The organism is Lacihabitans sp. LS3-19 (genome assembly GCF_024343575.1).
Lineage (GTDB): Bacteria > Bacteroidota > Bacteroidia > Cytophagales > Spirosomataceae > Leadbetterella.
In genome coordinates this window covers 108,304-128,526 of the sequence record NZ_RJUA01000006.1, presented here as the reverse complement: position 1 = coordinate 128,526, position 20,223 = coordinate 108,304, and the positions used below count along the sequence as shown (strand labels likewise).

Sequence of the window (20,223 nt, the reverse complement as noted above, 5' to 3'; positions counted from 1 at the left end):
ATGCTTAATTTAATTAAATTTTTTATTGGAATATGAAAAGAACCAGTGAGTTTGTAAAATCATTTTCAGCATTTTTTGCTTTGGCATTTATGCTAAATGCCACACTTTCTTATTCACAATCTTCCACTTATCGATTCAAAAATTTTACAACTGATATAGGTCTTTCACATCATCATGTGACTTGCAGTGTTGAAGATAAAACTGGGTTTATCTGGGTAGGGACTATTGAAGGTCTCAATAGATTCGATGGCTATAGTTTCAGACCTTTTTTTCATTCAGAAACTGATTCTACAAGCATTAGTTCAAATCGAATTCATACTTTAATTCTGGATCAGGAAGGGCAGCTAATTATAGGCAGCAACAATGGACTTGATATTTATGATGAAATTAATAACTCTTTCTCTAAAATTCCTTTAAAAACCCCTAATGGTGATTTTAGCGATGCTTCGATTAATGATTTAAAAAGGGATGAAAAAGGAAATATTTGGGTTTCGAGTAACAATGGCTTGTTTGTTCTCGATAAAAACAAACATATTACAAAACACTATACCAAAGGACTTTTACAAGGAAATATAATAGGACATTTGCTGATTGACAAAGAGCAAAATGTATGGATAGGTGAGCCTAAAGTGATTAGCAAATTGAACATCAAAACCGGGAAAATTACTCGCTTTCCTATCACCGAAAGATTCAAAATTGATAAAGACCCTCCCGTTAACGCCATAATTCAGGATTCAAAGGGTCGAATATGGTTTGCATCAAATCAAGCTGGTTTTTCATTATTGAATCAGGAAAGCCAAAAGTTTGAATATTATCCATTGAAGTCCATTGGGCCAAATGATGTGCTAAGAAATAGAGTACGAGCAATAAAGGAAGACGACAAAGGCAGACTTTGGCTTGGCACTTTTGACGGACTTATTATTTTTGATCCAGACTCTGACTACGAAACCAAGATTGTAAATGATCATAACAATCCATATTCTATAAGCGACAATGGCATTACCTCTCTTGAATCAGACTCCCATGGCAACTATTGGCTGGGGCTATATCATGGAGGAATTAGTTATTTTGATAAAAACTTCAATATTTTTAATCATTACCAATATACGGGAGACAACAAAGGCCTTTCGTACAATGTAATATCTTTTATAACCGAGAGCGAGGAGGGTAAAATCTGGATAGCAACAGATAGGGGTGGCTTGAACCTTTTCGATAGTAAAAGCCAAACATTTCAATTTTTTAACCAGAAAAACACCCCTTCGGGTTCCGCTTCCAACCATATTATGGAACTTGAAATAGGCAAAAATGGAAATGTATGGATAGGTACTTTGTATGGAGGGGTTTTTAATTTTGACTTAAAAACAAAAACATTTTCACCAATCAATTATAATGTTGCCGACCCCAACGATCTCGGTTATAAACGCATAAAAGGGCTAAAAGTCGACCATAAAGGAAACCTCTGGATTGCCCATGCCATGGGTTTACATTATTATGATGTAAAGCAACATAAAACTTTGAAAAATGCTTCAGAACTTAATGGAGTGAAGATTCAAAATACTATAAATGAGATTTTTGAGGATTCTAAAAACAACATTTGGTTGGCTATAAATCAGCCCGACGGCTTATTAAAACTAGATGATGAAAATTGGGAGTATAAGAAATATCCAATACCTAATATAAACTGCATTTTTGAGGATAAAGATTACATTTGGCTGGGTACATCAAACAAGGGTTTATACAGATTAGATACCAAAACGGAATCTATAAAAAACTTCAAAAGTCCTGATTTTGCCAATAAGAACATCTTAGGTATTTTAGATGATGACCTAGGAAATCTTTGGCTGAGCTCTTCTGAAGGTTTATTTTTATTTAATAAAAAGTCCGAAAAATACTTAGGATTACAAAGAGCCCACGGCATAAAAAATGACGTTTTTAAACGAAGGGCTTATTTGAAGTCAAAAGACGGGAACATGTATTTTGGAGGTCTGAATGGTATGATCTCTTTTAACCCTAAATTGATAAATGAAGGCGTAATTTCCCCAAAAATAGAGATTACTGACCTCAGTATTGGCAGCAATACCAAACAAGGCAACCTTGGAAACACACTATTGGGGGAATTAAACAATTCGCATTTACTTAAATTAGATTACGACCAAAATACTCTATTTATTGATTTCGCAGCATTAAACTTCTCACAGCCTGAGCGAACCGAATATGCTTATAAATTAGAAGGCTTTGACGATTGGAATTACATAGGAACCGACCGAAAAGCTACCTACACCAATCTGGATCCCGGCACTTATTATTTTAAAGTAAAAGCTACCAATAGCAATGGAGAATGGGTTTCAGAAAGTACGGCAATTAAAATTACAATCTCCCAACCTCCTTGGTTCTCTTGGTGGGCTTATCTTATCTATGCGATTACTTTGACAGGACTTTACTTTTTGATAAAAGAAATTATCAGTAATCGTATAAAACTTAAAAACGAATTACGGCTAGAGCATTATAAAAATGAAGAAGAAAAGAAGCTTCATGAGATGAAGTATCGTTTTTTCACCAATGTTTCTCATGATTTACGTACTCCTTTGACGCTTATATTGGGGCCTTTAGGAAAATTACTAGAAACTCACCAAGGTGACAATGCTGTAAGAAACTTATATACAACTGCTTATAAAAATGCAGAACATCTATTGCGGTTGGTAAATCAATTGATGGATTTCAGGAAACTTGAAACCGATCATAATCAATTGGTGGTGGCAAAAGGAAATATCGTTTTGTTTATTCATGAAATATTTCTTTCCTTCCAAGAGCAAGCCAGAATTAGGAAAATTCAATACAACTTTAGCACAGAAGACGACAATATCTCCATGTATTTTGACAGAGATAAGATTGAGAAGGTTTTTTATAACCTTTTATCCAATGCTTTTAAATTTAGCCCCGATGGTTCTGAAATAGGCCTTGACATTAGTTTTGAAGGAAACCAATCGGAGGAATTCCCTGAAGGGTTTTTAAAAATTGTTATCAGTGATCAAGGACTTGGAATTCCAGAAAACGAAATAGAATCCATCTTTAACCGATTTACCCAATCTAGCCAATCAGAATCTTTGGTTGAAAACAGTACGGGATTGGGTCTAGATATAGCCAAAGGTTTTGTAAAGCTGCACAAGGGTAGCATAGGTGTACAAAGCGAAAAGAATAAAGGCTCAAAATTTAGCGTACTATTGCCTTTAGGCTCAAAGCATTTTGATCACCAGCAAATAGATAAACATTTTAAAAATAGCGAATCAGAAGACCATTATCAAGAGTCGGATTTCGACACTTCTTTACCGGTGCAAACGGTCGACGAAAAAAGCAAAGCCTTGCAGGACCTTATCTTAATCGTTGAAGATAATTTAGACATTCAGGCTTACCTCCAAGGGATTTTTAGTCCCAACTATCGAATTATAACCTCAGCAAACGGCGAAGATGGCTTAGAAAAAGCCATTGAGCACCTACCAGATCTGATCATTAGCGATGTAATGATGCCTAAAATGAATGGTATAGAGCTTTGTAGTTCCTTAAAAAGAGATTTGAAAACCAGTCATATTCCCATCATTTTACTCTCGGCCAGAACGTCTCTTATTTTTAAAGTAAATGGCTTGGAAACAGGAGCCGATGATTACGTAGGAAAACCTTTTACGCCTCAAATTCTAGAACTTAAAGTTAAAAACCTGATAGAAGGCAGAAAAAAACTTCGAGAAAGGTTTGTTAAAGAATTTAACCTAAGCCCTAAAGAACTAGCGGTAAACACCGCTGACGAACGTTTTCTTGAAATTTTAATCGAAGGGGTCGAAAAAAATATGAAAAACCCTGATTTTGGAATTGAATTTTTAGGGAAAGAAGTGAAAATGACCCGAGGCCATTTATACCGCAAAGTCAAAGCCATGACAGGGATGACCGCTTCGGAGTTTGTTCGTTTTGTAAGATTGAGATATGCAGCGAATCTTTTGAAAAACAGTCTTTTGAACATCAATGAAATCTGTTACGAAATAGGATTTCAAGATCCGAACTATTACAGAAAATGTTTCAAAAAAATGTATGGGGTTTCTCCAAGTGAATACAAAGAAAACCCGTCTAAATATCCTGTTCTTACATAAATTTAGCCTTTTCTTGATTGGCAATTTCTACCTCAAATGTTGAACATTTGTACCATTCTAAGGGTATAATGCTGTATTTTTTTTAATAATAGGGTTGACGCTAAATTCCTTTTTAAATTTAAAGAGAAGATTATCTAAAATCTCTTTTACAGTTTTTCTGAAAAAAAATTTAAAATGAAAAGAATTCAGCGTTCCGGATATTTAATAGCCCTTTTCTTAGGCAGTATTTTCATTTTCGGCTTCTTAAGTTTGTCTTCTGATAAGCCAAATATTTCACTTGATAAATACGTAGTTGAAGATGGTTTCGAATTAAACCTTGTGGCATCAGAGCCTCTCTTGAAAGCTCCAGTGAGTATGGAATTTGATAACAAAGGTCGTATTTGGGTGGTAGAAATGATTGGCTATATGCCCAACTTAGAAGGAATTGGAGAAGATGAACAGAACGGTCGGATCACGATCTTAGAGGATTTAGATAAAGATGGCTTCTTCGAAAAATCCAAAACTTTTATGGATGATCTGGTTTTGCCGAGGGGCATTGCCTTGGTATATGATGGCATATTGTATGTCAATGGGCCGGAACTTTGGTTTGCAGAAATAAAAAATGATTTACCGGGCAAAAAGACTTTGGTAGATCCCAAATATGCCGACGCAGGCAATGTAGAACATCAGCCCAATGGCCTCATGATGAACATGGACAATTGGATTTATAATGCAAATAGCAATTTTAGGTATAGAAAAGTAAAAGGAAAATGGCTTAAAGAACCCACTTCTTATAGAGGACAATGGGGAATCACGAGAGATAATTTCGGAAGACTTTATTACAACAGTAATTCTACACAGCTTAAAGGAGATTATTTATTGCCAAATATTGCAACAAAGAACGAGTTTTTTAAGCCCATACTATCTGAAAATCAAAAACTTACCAATGATCAGCGGGTATATGCTCTTCAGGCCACAAGTGTAAACAGAGGCTATCAAAAAGGCATATTGGATGAGAATGGTAAACTAAAAAATGTGACTGCCTCTTGTGGTCCTTTGGTGTATAGAGGAGCTCAATTTCCTGAAGAATATGACCTAAACGCTTTTGTTTGTGTACCTGAAGCCAACTCCATCAAAAGAAATATTCTGAAATTCGATAATCTAGAAACAAAGGCTACTCAAGCTTACCATGACAAAGAATTCATCTCTTCTTATGATGAGGGTTTTCGGCCAGTCAATCTATTTAATGGTCCCGATGGTGCTATGTACATTGTAGATATGCATCGAGGCATTATTCAACATAAAGCTTTCATATCGCAATATTTGAGCACTATGCTGGCTCAAAAAAAATTGGATACTCTTCAAAATTTGGGGAGAATATTGAAAGTAGTAAATAAAAACAAAAGTTTACAAATACCTCCTAATTTTAGTCAGGCCTCTACTTCCGAACTTTTAGGCCTCTTGTCGAGCCCCAATGGCTGGATTCGTGACCGTGCCCAACAAATCTTAATCTTAAAAAAGGATAAATCGTTAAAGAAGGACTTACTAAGTCTTTCTAAATCCGATGCTGAAAACCATGCAGCACTGCATGCTCTGTATGTTTTAGAAGGAACAGGAAGCCTTTCTTTTGCCATACTTAAAGAAATACTAAACGAGACTAAACAGGAAGAAACCATGGCTCATGCACTTCAGCTTTTAAACAAATTTACTAGCACTAAAAACAGCTCTGAAATGGTTTCAATTGCAAATAATTTGGCCTTAAAAAACAGTGAAGTTGTTGATGTATATTTGATTTCAGCTATAGGGGAGTATTTAAAATATAAGAATGAACCAGCATTTGAAAAAACCTTTGTAAAATTGGCAGAAAAATACAAAGAAAATAAAGTTATAAATGAAGTCATCACTAGTAGTTTGGGTGGAATAGAAGAAGATTATTTGCCTAAAATGAGTTTCAGCAAGAACTTAGAGGGCAATCTTAACTTGGCGGTTAAAAACCGTAAGGCTAATGAACCCAATCCTATTTTTGTAAATACATCCGTAAAAGAAGACTCCCGCACCAATGGTTTGAAATTGTTCAGAAGTATTTGTGGAGCTTGCCATGGAGCCGACGGCAGTGGGATAGAAGACCTAGCTCCGCCCTTAAAAGACTCTGAATATATAGATGGCTCTATAAAAAGACTAACTTCTATACTGCTTTTTGGAATCAGCGGCCCACTTCATGTAAATGGAAAACTGTATGATTTAAGCACCGAAATGCCAGCCTTGGCGAACAATACCGACTTAAGTGACCAAGACATAGCGGATATTGTAAAATATACCCAAAACGCTTTTGCTAAAAACATTAAAGGAATTTCGCCCGCAGATGTTAAAAAATTGAGGGATCAAAAACCTTTTGGAGAAAATTTATTGAATGAAAAACAGCTTCTTAATTATGATTTTGATAAATAAAATGACGAGGATTGATATGTAATTTTCTTTTTAAAGGTGAATTTTTAAATGTCTAATTTCATCGTATGGTAGGTTAAGTATTTCTTGACCAACAAAATCCAAAGGTCATTTTTAATTCTTAGGCTTCGATAAAGTACAATCAAAAATGGATTAATATTTTTGAATAAAGATTATTTGATTCAAAAATTAACCGGAGTATTTCAATACTTCTAAAACTAAAAAAACTAGAGCCAATGGCCCTAGTTTTTGATCTATTTTATTCAATTTTAACTTTTAATAACCGGGATTTTGAACTATAGGATTACTCGCCAAATCTAATTCGCTCAAAGGAATTGGTCTAACTAAATGTTTAGCTTCCAATGCTCCTGCCGCATTTGTCCATGGATTGTATTTTTTTACACGCTCAATTAACTTACCTGTACGTTTCAAATCAAACCAACGCATATATTCTCCCATAAACTCTCTCGCTCTTTCATCTAAAATCATATCTATGTCCAATTTCCCAGCTACCGCTCTATACGATTTGGCGTCCAATGATTTTACATTTTCTGGTGCTGCTGCCTGCATAGGGTCTTTATCTTTATTGCTACCTAAAGCTCTATCTAAAACTTTATTGTAATAATCTTCAGCAGTTCCTAAGTTTCCGCCCGTAGCACCTTTTAGTTTTGCTTCAGCAGCTATTAAATAGGCTTCTGCTGACCTGAAAAGTGCAAAGTCAAAAGTTCCAAAGGCATCTCCATAATCAATACCAGGCTCCCAAAACTTCCACATCATCATGGCACGGTCACCACCATGATAGTTCGTTTGAGGATTATCTCCAAACTCATCAGTATTCAATACCGAATATGGTTTTGTTCCACCTTCAATGTCCATACCGCGGTCAGCTATATCAGTCACTGGGTTATTCCAAGGTCTGAATTCCATAGTAACATCACCCTTTTTAATAGGCACAACAACGCCTTTTCTGGCTTCAAATTTAGAATTATCATTTAATGCATAAATTTTTTCTACAAAATTATGATCGTATCTCGTATCGATATCTGGATCGTACATACGGTACATTGCTGGGGTAACATGATGCCTACCTTGATGGCGATTATACTCTCCCGTTCTAGCTGAAGGAGCACCTGGAGTATCACCAGGGTCATTACCAAAAACAGAATGTAAATCATTGCCTACTGCCGTGGCAGGGTATGCTGGGTCACCAGAATTTGTCAATACATTTGTATTGTATTGAATTGCAAAAACCACCTCTGAATTACGGGCTTTTTGCGTTCCCGGATTATTTGTTTCCAGTAGAGGATTCTCTGAACGCTTTGGAAACAAATCCTTATAGTTTGCAACCATTGGGTAAGCTGCAATTACTTTATCAGCATAAGCCAAAGCTTGGGTGAAGTCCGCCGCCGAACCACCTAAAGAATTATTATAGTTCCATCCTCGGGTAAGATATACTTTAGAGAGTAAAAACTGGGCTGAACCCTTAGTCGCTCTTCCCCAATCGGTAGAAGCTTGAGAAGGTAAGGCAGTTTCTGCATCAGTCAAATCTTTGATTATTTGCGTATAAACATCAGCAGATAGTACTCTAACTACTTCTTTATTTGCGGTTGTTGTTTCTTCGAGAGGCATAGGCACATCGCCCCATTGTTGTACTAAATAAAACAACATTAAAGCTCTAATAAACTTTGCCTCTCCTACGCTAGAAGCTTTCGTTGTAGCACTTATACCTTCTACCAAATCAGCTCTGCTTATAACAGTGTTGGCACGGTTCAGTTCGAGGTATAATAAATTCCACAAGTCAGAGACAGAAGTCAATGTAGAAGCAAAACCTTGATTGTATAAATCTATCGGGTCTCCAGTCGGGCCAGCACCGTCCCAGCTGCTGTTTACAGCGAATATATCTGTTCCATTTAAAATTAGACTTCTTTGCTGCGTTATATTTCTCAATAGCGGATATATCGAACGCGTTAAATCTTCAAAACCCTTTGCTGTAACATAATAATTGTCAGCTGTTTGATTTGAAACCGAAACTTCATCTAAAAAATCCGTACAAGCAAAATTGCTGGACAAGAAAATTAAAGAAGCTATAAATTTCCACTTTATATATTTTTTCATTTTTATACTTTTTAATGTTTTATAATATTAGAATGATACGTTCAAACCCAATAAAAATGTTTTAGATGAAATATCATCATTAGCGGTGTTTGAATTATATTCAGGGTTAAACGTAAGGAAGTTTGTAAACACCATTGGATTAGTCACTTGAGCGTAAACTCTGAAATTAGAGAATTTCATTTTGTCTAATGCTTTTCCAGATAATTTATATCCTAAAGTCACATCTGAAAGTCTTACAAAATCAGCTTTTTGCATACTCAATGCTTGTCTGGCATTTCCTGAATTCCCTGACCCATTAAGTCCAAAGTAGGTATTGCTTGGGTTTGTACTTGTCCAAATATCTAATTCAGTGGTATGGTTATATCTGTCACTTCCAATATCTCCAAATGTACCATTTAAAAAGTTATTACTATAACTCAAACCTCTCCTTGAATAGAGGAAAAACGAAAAATCGAAATTCTTATAATTCATATTGTTACGCATTCCAAGCAACAAATCAGGCGTTTGTTTTCCAACAATTGTTCTGTCCTTGTCTGTGATAACACCATCGCCATCCAAATCTTTAATTTTCACATTTCCTGGATATTGACCAAATGCTTTTGCGGCTTCAGCCTCATCTAATTGCCAGATACCATCAAATACCCAACTATACAAAGGGTAAACAGATTCACCTACAAATCTTAAATTACCAATATCTTCGGTTATTCCTCCAGCTAATTTTGTTACCTGATCTTTATTTTTGGTTAAGGTAAAATTTGTGTTCCATCTGAAATTACCCTTGTTGACATTTACCGTATTAAGCGTAATTTCTACTCCTTTATTTTGGATTTCTCCGACATTTGCTACCACGTCACTGAAACCCGTTGACCTTGGTAATTTGTCGCCTATAATTAAGTCAACAGTGTTTCTTTTATAGATTTCAACTTCACCAGATATTCTATTATTTAAAAAACCGAAGTTTAATCCAAAATTCAACTCTTTATTTTTTTCATAAACTAAATTTTTATTTGCCAAAGCACCTACAGCAAAACCAGATGCCGTAGTACCGTCAAAGTCATAATTAGTTTGTGTTATTGTAGCTTGGGTTGCGTATGGTCTAACCGAACTCGCATTTCCAACTATACCATAACTGGCCCGAAGTTTCAAGTTCGAAATCCAATTGACATTTTTGATAAATTCTTCATCACCTATACGCCAAGCTACAGCCGCCGAAGGGTAGAAAATCCATTTGTTTCCTGGAGAAAGTTGAGATGCCCCATCAGACCTACCTGTTACAGTTAATAAATACTTGTCTTTGTAGGCATAATTAATCCGTCCCATAAAAGATAACAAAGAGCGTTCGCTCAAATTTGAGCCAAAGCTTGTTATTGTTCCTGTGCCCATGTTATACCATAATGATCTAAAAGGAAGTGCTTGAGCAGCAATGGCTGTCTCATCCTCTTTTTGTTGGAAGGCACTTTGCAAACCTGTAATCTTTAAAGCATGGTCTCCTTTAAACAAATCATAAGTGATGATATTATCTAATGTATATGATATTAAGTTTTGGGTTTGGTATTGAGCCCTATTGCCTTTTGTCCCAGCTTGAGTTTTGGTATAATTTCCCCAATATTCTCCATCTCTGGTATTGTTTGAAGCCACAGATAAAGACGATCTTATTGCCAATCTTTTTATTGGAGTATATTCTATAAATCCATTACCTAGAATACTTGAAACGTTGGTTTTGTGTTGGGCATTTTCAGGATCCAACTCCGTCAATACGTTAAATACTTGATTGTCGCTTATTCCCATAAAGAAGGCATTGCCTTTTAAGTCAATATCCTTTTTTTGATCTGCCTCAGCTAAGTCTGCATACTTTATTGTTCCTGTAGGTCTTGCTCTAAAAGCAGAACGCATAACCTCAGAAGTAGGAAGGTTTCGATCGCTGAAAGAAGCATAAGAAGTAAAACCTACTTTAAGTTTACTCGATATTTTACTTTCCAATCCAGCGTTTAAACTATACCTTTTAAAACTTGTACCTGTAGTTACGCCACCTTCATTCAAATAACCAGCTGAAAAGTTATAGGTAGTGCTAGAACTTCCTCCTGCTACAGATATAGTATGGCTTGTTTGAAGAGCAGGATTGGTTGCTAAGTCTATCCAATCTGAAGTTCTGTCGTTTTCGGCATTTGCTATTTCAGAGGCAGTCCATCCTCTAGGTTTAGGAATCTTTATTCCTATTGCAGCGGCATCTTCAAGACGTGTTACATTATATGCTTGGTAAAATTCTTTAGCACTCATCATTCCAGGCACGTAAGCAGGTCTTTTTGAGCCAACATAAGAATTATAAGAAACTTTTGCTTTCCCAGAAGAACCTTTATGAGTTGTTATTAAAATCACCCCGTTTGCTCCTCTTGAGCCATATATGGCAGTTGAAGAGGCATCTTTTAATACATCCATCGAAGCGATGTCAGCTGGGTTTAGGTTATCCATATTACCACCTATTACACCATCTATCACTACTAATGGTGCATTTAGCGAATTATCAAAATTCTGGACTCCACGAATTGTGATATCGAAGCTAGATCCAGGTCGGCTGTTTACACGAGTAATATTAACACCAGCTACTTGGCCTTGGAGAGCATTTGCGGCTTGAATTGGGTTTCCTCTTACGATATCTTTAGCTTGGATAGAACCCATTGCCCCAGTCAGGTCTTTCTTCTTTTGCGTTCCATAACCCACTACCACTACTTCGGAAAGTTGCTCACTAGAAAGTGCCAATTGTACATTTATAGTGTTTCTTCCCCCAGCGGCAACTTCTTGGCTTACATAGCCAATAAAGGAGACTATTAAAGTTACGTTATTGTCTGCAGCATTTATGCTGTAGTTACCATTCAAATCACTGACGGTTCCTTCACTAGTTCCTTTAATAACAATTGATGCCCCTGGAATAGGCTCACTATTTTCGTCTGTAATTTTTCCATTTAGACGAACTTCCAGATTAGTAGTTCCATTTGGCTTTTTCTTTTCTCCATTTTCATGGGGAATGGCAATTGATTTAAAGGCCCCTAAAAGAGAGCAGATAAACAAAGCATTGCGACCACATCTCATCATCCTTTTAAGAAGAAGTAGTTTCATAGTTTTGAATTAAAGGGTTTAAAATTTAAATTGATTATTATTTTTTGATTGATTATAAATAAGTTTTGTACTAGATTTTTTTAATAGTTTATACAAAGAATTAGTACAATTTTTTATAACGATCAATAATATAAAAGTAGGATTATCAAGCTTTTGGATAAAGTTGTTCTTGTATCAATGAAGAGGTTAAATGTGCTCTTTAGATAAAAAAATTACTAAAACTTCTAAGAATAAGAATAATAGTGGCTTAAAATTTCTTAAAATCACGAGAAATTTGAGCTTTTATACAGATTCTATGAGAATCATTCTTCTATGGAGATGTGGTCTAAATGAATTAGATTGCGTTAAATTTAAAGCTCAGTTTTTATATTCCTAAATTTTATCTTGTATACTCAAATGCGTAATTATCGGTATTCAATTTCAATCATATTTATAGTTTTTATGGCTGCTTCATGTAATTCTTCGGAGAAACAGAAAGAGGAGAATAAAAATAATTATGTTGTAGAAAACGAAACAAAAGAAATAGAAATTGATTCTATCTCAATTGAAAACAAAATGGTAATTATTCCAGGTGGAGAGTTTAAGATGGGAGGGAATAGTGAGCAAGCGGATAAAGATGAATACCCAAAGCATAGGGTTAGGGTAGATAAGTTTTGGATGGATGAACATGAAATAAGTAATAGTGAATTTGAAAAATTTGTTTTGGCTACTAATTATAAAACAGTAGCTGAGCGTCCTATTATATGGGAAGAAATAAAGGCACAATTACCTCCAGGAACACCCAAACCTGATGATAGTATTTTGCTACCAGGTTCTTTGGTTTTTATTCCTACTCAAGGACCCGTAGCTTTAGACGATGTTAGTCAATGGTGGCATTGGACCGTCGGGGCAGACTGGCGGCACCCAGAAGGACCAAAGTCAAATATTACAAATAGGATGAATCATCCTGTTGTACATGTGGCTTGGGAGGATGCCAATGCCTATGCCAAGTGGGCTGGCAAAAGACTCCCTACCGAAGCCGAATGGGAGTGGGCAGCTAGGGGAGGGAAAGATGACCCCATTTATCCTTGGGGCAATGAACCCGCAGCCAATGCCAACAAAAAAGCGAATTTTTGGCAAGGATTTTTCCCTTATCAAAATACAAACTTGGATGGTTTTTTGGGCACTGCTCCAGTTAAGTCTTTCGAAAAAAACGGATATGGCTTATACGAAATGGCAGGTAATGTTTGGGAGTGGTGTAGTGATTGGTATCGATTCGATGCCTATAATGAAGCGGAAGATGCTTATAACCCTAAAGGACCTAAAAACTCATTGGATCCAGACGAACCATATACACCAAAGAGAGTAATCAGGGGAGGGTCTTTTTTATGTAATGACAGTTATTGCAGTGGGTATAGAGTATCTCGTAGGATGAAATCCAGCGAAGATTCTGGTATATCACATACTGGCTTCAGATGTGCGAAAGATTTCTAATAATAAAAATGTTCTTTTCGTATCCCGATAAATTTAGTAAAACCTTATGATAAAAGATAAAAATGTAAACAGAAGGGAATTTGTTAAAAAAAGCTCTTTTTTGGCTTTTTTAGGCTCAGGCATTCCTCTTTTTGAATTAGAAAACCAGCCTTCCGTATATCAGGCAATGGGAACTAGAGTAGGAGAAATAACAGATTCTTCTGCCGTTGTTTGGGTTCGTTCTACTTTGAATTCTAGCAGAAACAACGAAGGTTTAGTAATACCAGGCAGAGCTCAAGATTATAAAAAAAGGAACTTACCCATCGTAAATGTTCCCGTGGAGGAGTTAGAAGGTGCAACTCCAGGTACACTTGGATACGTCCGTTTAATATATGGAATTGGAGAAAATTTAAAAGATCAAAAAACCACTAAATGGATAGAAGTTTCTGAAAAAACAGATTATACTCACCATTTTCATTTAATCAACTTAAAATCAGGTAGTACATATTTTTACGCAAGTCAAGCAAGCTTAAAAAAAGGCAAAAACCCTATAACTACACATAAAGGACAATTTAATACAGCTCCTGAATCTTCTATTCCGAGTAATTTCATATTTACATTAATGACATGTCAGGGCTATCCAGATAGAGGCCATAAAGATGGCCATCAAATTTATCCTTCTATGTTATCACTCAAACCAAAATTTGCTTTCCTCACAGGCGATTTAGTTTATTATGACAATGATATGCCGCGAGCCAATTCTCCTCGATTGGCCAGATATCATTGGGAAAGGATGTTTAGCCTTCCAAGATTGGTTGAATTCAATAGCAATGTTGGTACATATTGGCTAAAAGATGATCACGATACCCTAAATGATGACTCAAGTCCTGGAGAATCTATGGGTGATTTGACATTTGAAAAAGGGCAGGACATTTTTAGACAACAAGCTCCTATGTACGATGGGTTAAGCTACCGTACATTCAGATGGGGAAAAGACTTGCAGATTTGGTTAAGCGATGGTCGAGATTTCAGATCTCAAAATGATATGGATGACGGGCCAGAAAAAACAATTTGGGGCAAAGAACAAAAAGATTGGTTTAAGAAAACGGTGAAAGAAAGCGATGCAACTTGGAAAATTTTAGTTAGTCCGACTCCTTTGGTGGGTCCAGATAGAAAACAAAAGAACGACAACCATAGCAATTTAGGTTTTAAACACGAAGGAGACGAAATACGAAATTGGTTAAAAGATAATGTGCCTGATAATTTTTTTGTAATATGTGGGGATAGGCATTGGCAATATCATTCAGTCCATCCTGAAACAGGTTTAAACGAGTTTAGTATAGGTGCAGCAAGTGATGAACATGCCCAAGGAAGCCCAGGTGAAAACAAAATGTACCATAGGTTTCATTTGGTGAAAGGGGGTTTTATGTCTGTGGAACTTCGAAGTGTCGGAAGCAAAAGTTCAATAAACTTTCGACATCATGATATTTATGGGAAGGAAGTATATGCTTTTCAGAAAGATCGGGTTTTATAAATCAAAAAAGGTGCTAGTATTTTAAAACTTGCACCTTTTTTTAAATCTCACTTATACTTTTTCTCAATATCTTCTAAACTTAAGCCCTTGGTTTCGAAAACCACATATTTTGCAAAGAACAAACCAAGCAATACAACCAACATATAGATTCCGAAAATCCCGCCGTTTTCACCCAATGAAGTCGCCCTCATTAAAGGAAACGAAATAGCCACCATTAAGTCAAAAAACCAGTGATTGAAACTCCCCATGCTTGAGGCAAATCCTCTGATTTTCAGTGGGTAAACTTCCGAAATGAGCAACCAGCCCAACGGCCCAAGACTAATAGCAAAAAATATAATATAAGAGTAAATTCCACCAACCAACATTATTTGTCTAAGTCCAGCGGGTAGGATGTCTTGGAAATAAAATGCTAAACCCACAGTGCCTAAGCATACCGCTGTACCAATCAGGCCAGTATAAAGCAAAGGTTTCCTTCCCCATTTGTCAAGAAAACGCATGCCTAGAATTGTTGCAAGAGTGTTAACTACTCCTACGCCAACCGTCGCAATTGTCGCATCTGAGTCACTAAATAATTGTTTGAAAATATCGGTTGAATAGTAAATGATAGCATTTATGCCTGAAAATTGTTGAATGGCAAATATTCCTATTCCAATAAAAAGGGGGATACGCAATCTTTCGGAAAACAATTCCTTCCAGCTTGATTTGTTGTTTTTTTCTTCTTCCAGCAGCTTTTTAGTTTCATTATACTCATCTTCAGCTTCTTTGGGCTCTCTTAGTTTGTTTAAAACTGATTTAGCTTCATCATCTCGTCCTTTAGACAATAACCATCTTGGGCTTTCTGGTACTAAAAGCATTCCAACAAATAAGATAATTGCTGGAACAAATCCAGCCCAGAACATTAACCTCCAAGCGTTTTCAGCATTTCCAAAAATATAACCTACTACATAAGATAGCAAGATTCCCAGTGTAATGGCCAATTGGAAAAATGTTACCATTCTACCCCGTTTTTCTTTCGGCGAAAGTTCCGCCAAATATAGAGGGACAGTAGCAGCTACAATACCAATAGCTAATCCTAATAATAACCTACCAGCTATAAGTGAATTGGTGTTTGGTGCTATTGCTGCTAGAATTGAACCCAAAACAAATACCAAAGAAGCAATAATATTGATTTTTTTTCTACCTAATAGGTCAGTTAAGAAACCAGAAATAAATGGACCAAACATAGCTCCAAAAAGTACCGCACCTACCACCATACTTTCTTGGGAAGGAGTCAGATGCAATTGTTCTCTAAGGGATGGTAGTGCCACATTGATAACTCCAGTATCAAAACCAAATAGGAGACCGCCAGTAGCTGCTACAGCTGCAATAAAATAAATGATGGTGTTTTTATTCATAGGTATATAGGTATTTTTGTATTTCTTGGCAAAACTATAAAAAAAATCGGCATAATTAAATTTTTTCAAATCCAAGAGTTTCGACTTTGACGGCTCTTAAAACTTCCCTTTTATGTGGTGGTCCTTTGTGTTTTTCTATTTTGAAGCCTGCATACTTAAGGTTTTTTTGCACAATTACTTTGGAACAATATGTTGTAAGTATTCCACCTGTAACCAAAAGTTTTTTCATTTTTGAGAATATTTGCTCTGTCCATAATTCTGGTTGAGTTTCAGGGGCAAAAGCATCATAATATATTAAATTATAGGATTCGTCTGTTTCAAAATCTTCAGTTTTGATTTTGATTTTTTTAAAATTAAAAAATTCTGACAATTCATGATTTTGCTGCCAAGAAGCTAAATGAAAAATTTGCAATTCTGTGTCTAGTTTCGAATAATTTTTTTCTGATAAAGGGAAAGCCTCTATTCCCAAATATTCTGTAGGAATTCTAAACTTTTCGGCGTGCATTTTACTTAAATAGGCATTTAGGCCGGTTCCAAAGCCAATTTCTAAAATCTTAATTGTATCAAATTTTTTACTTGCTTCTTCAAAACCCAGCTCTAGATATACTCGTTCAGACTCTGTTTTTGCCCCAAAAATTGAATGATAGGTTTGATTAAATTGTTGAGAATATACGGTCTTTGAGCCATCTTCGGTTATTTTAACTTTCATAATCGCTAAATTTATAGCAAATATAATTTTTGAAACCCATTCATGTGTTTCTTTGTTCTGAAATTTAAAATCATAACATTTTGCAAGTAGAACATACAAAAATACCTTTATCACAAGCTGCAAGTTTCCCTAAACTTTTCATCGATTATTTAGATAAAAAAGATAGTTTAAAGCCATTTTACACAGATTTTCCTGATATTGAAGGCTTTAAAAATTCGATAAGCAATAGGACTTTTGAAAATAGAGAAGTTTTGGTACAGGCTTTAAAAAATCAATATAATGGATTACAAAATAGTCCAGATTTCGATATTTTGTTGAATGACAAAACTTTCACAGTTACCACAGGTCACCAGCTCAATATATTCACAGGCCCTTTGTATGTTATCTACAAGATTGTAAGCACCATTAATTTAGCCAAGAAATTAAAAGCCTCATTTCCTGATTACAATTTTGTTCCGGTTTACTGGATGGCAACAGAAGATCATGATTTTGAGGAAATTTCATATTTTAATTTGTTTGGTCAAAAACATGTGTGGGAAACTGAACAAAAAGGTGGAGTAGGAAGAATGGACCCCTCGGGTTTATTAAAAATAATTGAAGGTCTGAGAGATAGACCTGAAGTTTTTGAAAAAGCCTATTCAGAAAACGCTACTTTGGGTGCGGCTGTTAGACAATACATGCATGAACTTTTTGGTTCTCAGGGCTTATTTTGTATTGATGGAGATGATAGACTACTAAAAGGACTATTTTCTCAAGCGATGCAAAACGACCTTTTTGAGCATACTGCAGAAAGTGCTGTTGTAAAAATATCTTCTGATTTAGAACACCTTGGCTATAAAACGCAGATACACGCTAGAAATATCAATTTCTTTTATTTGGAAAACAATCTTAGAGAAAGGATTGAAATTCATGGAGATAAGTTTACTGTTTTAAACACTGATATTAGTTTTAGTAAAGAGGAATTATTAGAAATTATAGAGAAAACGCCTGAAAAGTTAAGCCCTAATGTAGTTCTTAGGCCATTGTATCAAGAAACAATATTGCCTAACTTAGCTTATTTGGGAGGGCCTTCAGAGGTAAGTTATTGGTTGCAATTAAAGGGAATATTTGATGATAGCCTTTTGCCTTTCCCGATTTTATTACCCCGAAATTTAGCTTTGGCTATAAACGAAGGTACGTTAAAACGAATGGATAAATTAGGCGTGAAGGCTGTAGATTTATTTCTTGATGAGGTAAGTTTGAAGCGTAATTTTGTAGAAAAAAACTCTGAACATTCACTATCCTTAGAAAAAGAGATTGCAGCTATTGAAAGCCTTTTTGATGATATTGCACAAAAAGCTATAGAGGTCGATGCTACTCTAAAAGCTGTAATTGAATCTGAAAAAGTAAAAAACTCCACAGCTTTAGGACATCTTGAAAAAAGAATCAAAAAAGCAGAAGAGAAAAAATTCGAGACTTCTTTGAATCAATTACAGGGATTAAAAGATAAACTTTTTCCAGGTGGAGGACTTCAAGAACGATCTGAGAATTTCTTAAATTTCTATTTAAATGATCCTGAGTTTATCCAGAAAATTTCTTCAGTTTTTGACCCATTAGATTTCAATTTCAACATTATTAATGTTTAAAGATACGATTTTGTATAGAAGTTTTTATAAATAAGCAAAATAGTATTAAAAAAACACAAAATGTAGTAGAAAAATAATAAGTGTTTATTTTACATTTGTAGCGTCTTTTATTCGATCATAGGTTCTAAGTATAAAGAGAAAGCGAGAAAATTAATATTTCCTCGCTTTTTTGCTTTATTACAAAAATTAGCCCAATTTTGCCTTTGAACTAAAATCGCTATTTTTTGAGCGAAATAAATGTTTAATTCTATACATTTTCTATCAATTTTGCTTTCGAAAAATTATTTATCAAAAAAATATGTCTAAGAAAACTCTTTTCGACAAAGTATGGGATGCTCACGTTGTGAAACACATTGAGGATGGCCCAGATGTTTTGTTTATTGACCGTCATTTTATTCACGAGGTTACTAGTCCAGTTGCATTTTTAGGACTTGAATCTAGAGGAATTGGCGTATTATTTCCAGAGCGTACATTTGCTACAGCTGACCATAATACACCGACAATTAATCAACATTTGCCAGTTGAAGATCCGCTTTCGGCTAACCAGTTAAAAGCACTAGAGACCAACTCAAGCAAATATGGAATTTCGCATTGGGGATTGAATAATCCCAAAAACGGTATTGTACACGTAGTTGGACCTGAAAATGGCATCACGCTACCAGGAATGACCATCGTATGTGGTGATTCGCACACTTCTACTCATGGTGCTTTTGGTGCTATTGCATTTGGAATTGGTACTTCTGAGGTAGAGATGGTTTTGGCATCACAATGTATTATGCAGCCTAAGCCTAAGAAAATGAGAATAAATGTAAATGGTAAATTAGGAAAAGGTGTAACACCCAAGGACGTAACTTTATATATTATTGCTCAAATATCTGCTTCTGGAGCTACTGGGTATTTTGCTGAATATGCAGGTGATGTTTTCGAAAATATGAGCATGGAAGGACGTATGACTGTTTGTAATATGTCGATAGAAATGGGAGCCAGAGGAGGCATGATTGCTCCTGACGAAACTACTTTTGCGTTTTTAGAAGGAAGAGAAAAAAGCCCTAAAGGTGACGATTGGACCAAGCAAGTGGCCTATTGGAAAACTTTGAAAACTGATGACGGAGCAGAGTTTGACATGGAGTTAACCTACAACGCTGCCGACATTGAGCCACAGATCACCTATGGAACTAACCCAGGTTTAGGAACAGGTATTTCTCAAAGTATACCTAAAGCTGCAGATGTAAAAGACGGAGAAGCGAGTTATAAAAAATCTTTGGCCTACATGGGCTTTTCAGAAGGAGAAAGCATGATTGGAAAGGCTGTAGATTATGTATTTTTAGGAAGTTGTACTAACGGTAGAATCGAAGACTTCAGAGCATTTGCTTCTATCGTAAAAGGCCGTAAAAAAGCAGACAACATTACTGCTTGGTTAGTTCCAGGTTCTCATATTGTAGAGTCGCAGATTAAAGAAGAGGGTATTTTGGATATTTTGACTGAGGCAGGTTTTGCACTTCGTCAACCAGGATGTTCGGCATGTTTGGCTATGAATGACGATAAAATCCCAGCTGGAAAGTTGGCAGTTTCTACTTCAAACAGAAACTTTGAAGGCCGTCAAGGACCAAACTCTAAAACCCTTTTGGCGTCTCCTTTGGTAGCGGCAGCTGCTGCAGTTACAGGTGTTGTAACTGACCCAAGAATATTTTTATAAAAAATCATTTATTCATTCTCTTCG

10 protein-coding genes are annotated in these 20,223 nt (G+C 35.7%); 6 read left to right on the top strand and 4 right to left on the bottom strand.

All coding sequences use genetic code 11. The annotated features are described in order from the left end of the window. The first annotated feature begins 32 nt into the window (after positions 1-32). On the top strand, positions 33-4,136 hold the full coding sequence (locus EGI22_RS07920) for a two-component regulator propeller domain-containing protein (protein WP_255067586.1): 4,104 nt from the start codon (positions 33-35) through the stop codon (positions 4,134-4,136). Positions 4,137-4,310: 174 nt separating this feature from the next. Then, positions 4,311-6,563, top strand: coding sequence for a c-type cytochrome (locus EGI22_RS07915; RefSeq protein WP_255067585.1), 2,253 nt, complete (start codon positions 4,311-4,313; stop codon positions 6,561-6,563). A gap of 273 nt (positions 6,564-6,836) precedes the next feature. Here the strand turns inward: EGI22_RS07915 and EGI22_RS07910 are convergent, their stop codons facing one another. Together EGI22_RS07910 and EGI22_RS07905 are read right to left on the bottom strand one after the other, a co-directional pair. After that, complete coding sequence (locus EGI22_RS07910) at positions 6,837-8,675, bottom strand: RagB/SusD family nutrient uptake outer membrane protein (protein WP_255067584.1); 1,839 nt, start codon at positions 8,673-8,675, stop codon at positions 6,837-6,839. A gap of 27 nt (positions 8,676-8,702) precedes the next feature. Then, positions 8,703-11,789 (bottom strand): TonB-dependent receptor, encoded by a 3,087-nt coding sequence (locus EGI22_RS07905; protein ID WP_255067583.1) that lies wholly within the window; start codon positions 11,787-11,789, stop codon positions 8,703-8,705. Positions 11,790-12,185: 396 nt separating this feature from the next. On the opposite strand from EGI22_RS07905, the gene EGI22_RS07900 reads away from it, so the two are divergent. Continuing rightward, complete coding sequence (locus EGI22_RS07900; RefSeq protein WP_255067582.1) at positions 12,186-13,262, top strand: formylglycine-generating enzyme family protein; 1,077 nt, start codon at positions 12,186-12,188, stop codon at positions 13,260-13,262. 46 nt (positions 13,263-13,308) lie between these two features. Continuing rightward, positions 13,309-14,775, top strand: a complete 1,467-nt coding sequence (locus EGI22_RS07895; RefSeq protein ID WP_255067581.1) for an alkaline phosphatase — start codon at positions 13,309-13,311, stop codon at positions 14,773-14,775. 47 nt (positions 14,776-14,822) lie between these two features. On the opposite strand, the gene EGI22_RS07890 is transcribed toward EGI22_RS07895, so the two are convergent. Both EGI22_RS07890 and mnmD read right to left on the bottom strand, forming a co-directional pair. Beyond that, a complete protein-coding gene (locus tag EGI22_RS07890; RefSeq protein ID WP_255067580.1) occupies positions 14,823-16,169 on the bottom strand; it encodes a sugar porter family MFS transporter in 1,347 nt (448 codons plus the stop codon). A 55-nt stretch (positions 16,170-16,224) separates the two neighbouring features. Beyond that, complete coding sequence (mnmD, locus tag EGI22_RS07885) at positions 16,225-16,878, bottom strand: tRNA (5-methylaminomethyl-2-thiouridine)(34)-methyltransferase MnmD (RefSeq protein WP_255067579.1); 654 nt, start codon at positions 16,876-16,878, stop codon at positions 16,225-16,227. Positions 16,879-16,958: 80 nt separating this feature from the next. Between mnmD and bshC the strand changes: the two genes are divergently transcribed. Next, a complete protein-coding gene (bshC, locus tag EGI22_RS07880) occupies positions 16,959-18,503 on the top strand; it encodes a bacillithiol biosynthesis cysteine-adding enzyme BshC (RefSeq protein ID WP_255067578.1) in 1,545 nt (514 codons plus the stop codon). A 298-nt stretch (positions 18,504-18,801) separates the two neighbouring features. After that, positions 18,802-20,199 (top strand): 3-isopropylmalate dehydratase large subunit, encoded by a 1,398-nt coding sequence (leuC, locus tag EGI22_RS07875; protein ID WP_255067577.1) that lies wholly within the window; start codon positions 18,802-18,804, stop codon positions 20,197-20,199. The last annotated feature ends 24 nt before the right edge of the window (positions 20,200-20,223 follow it).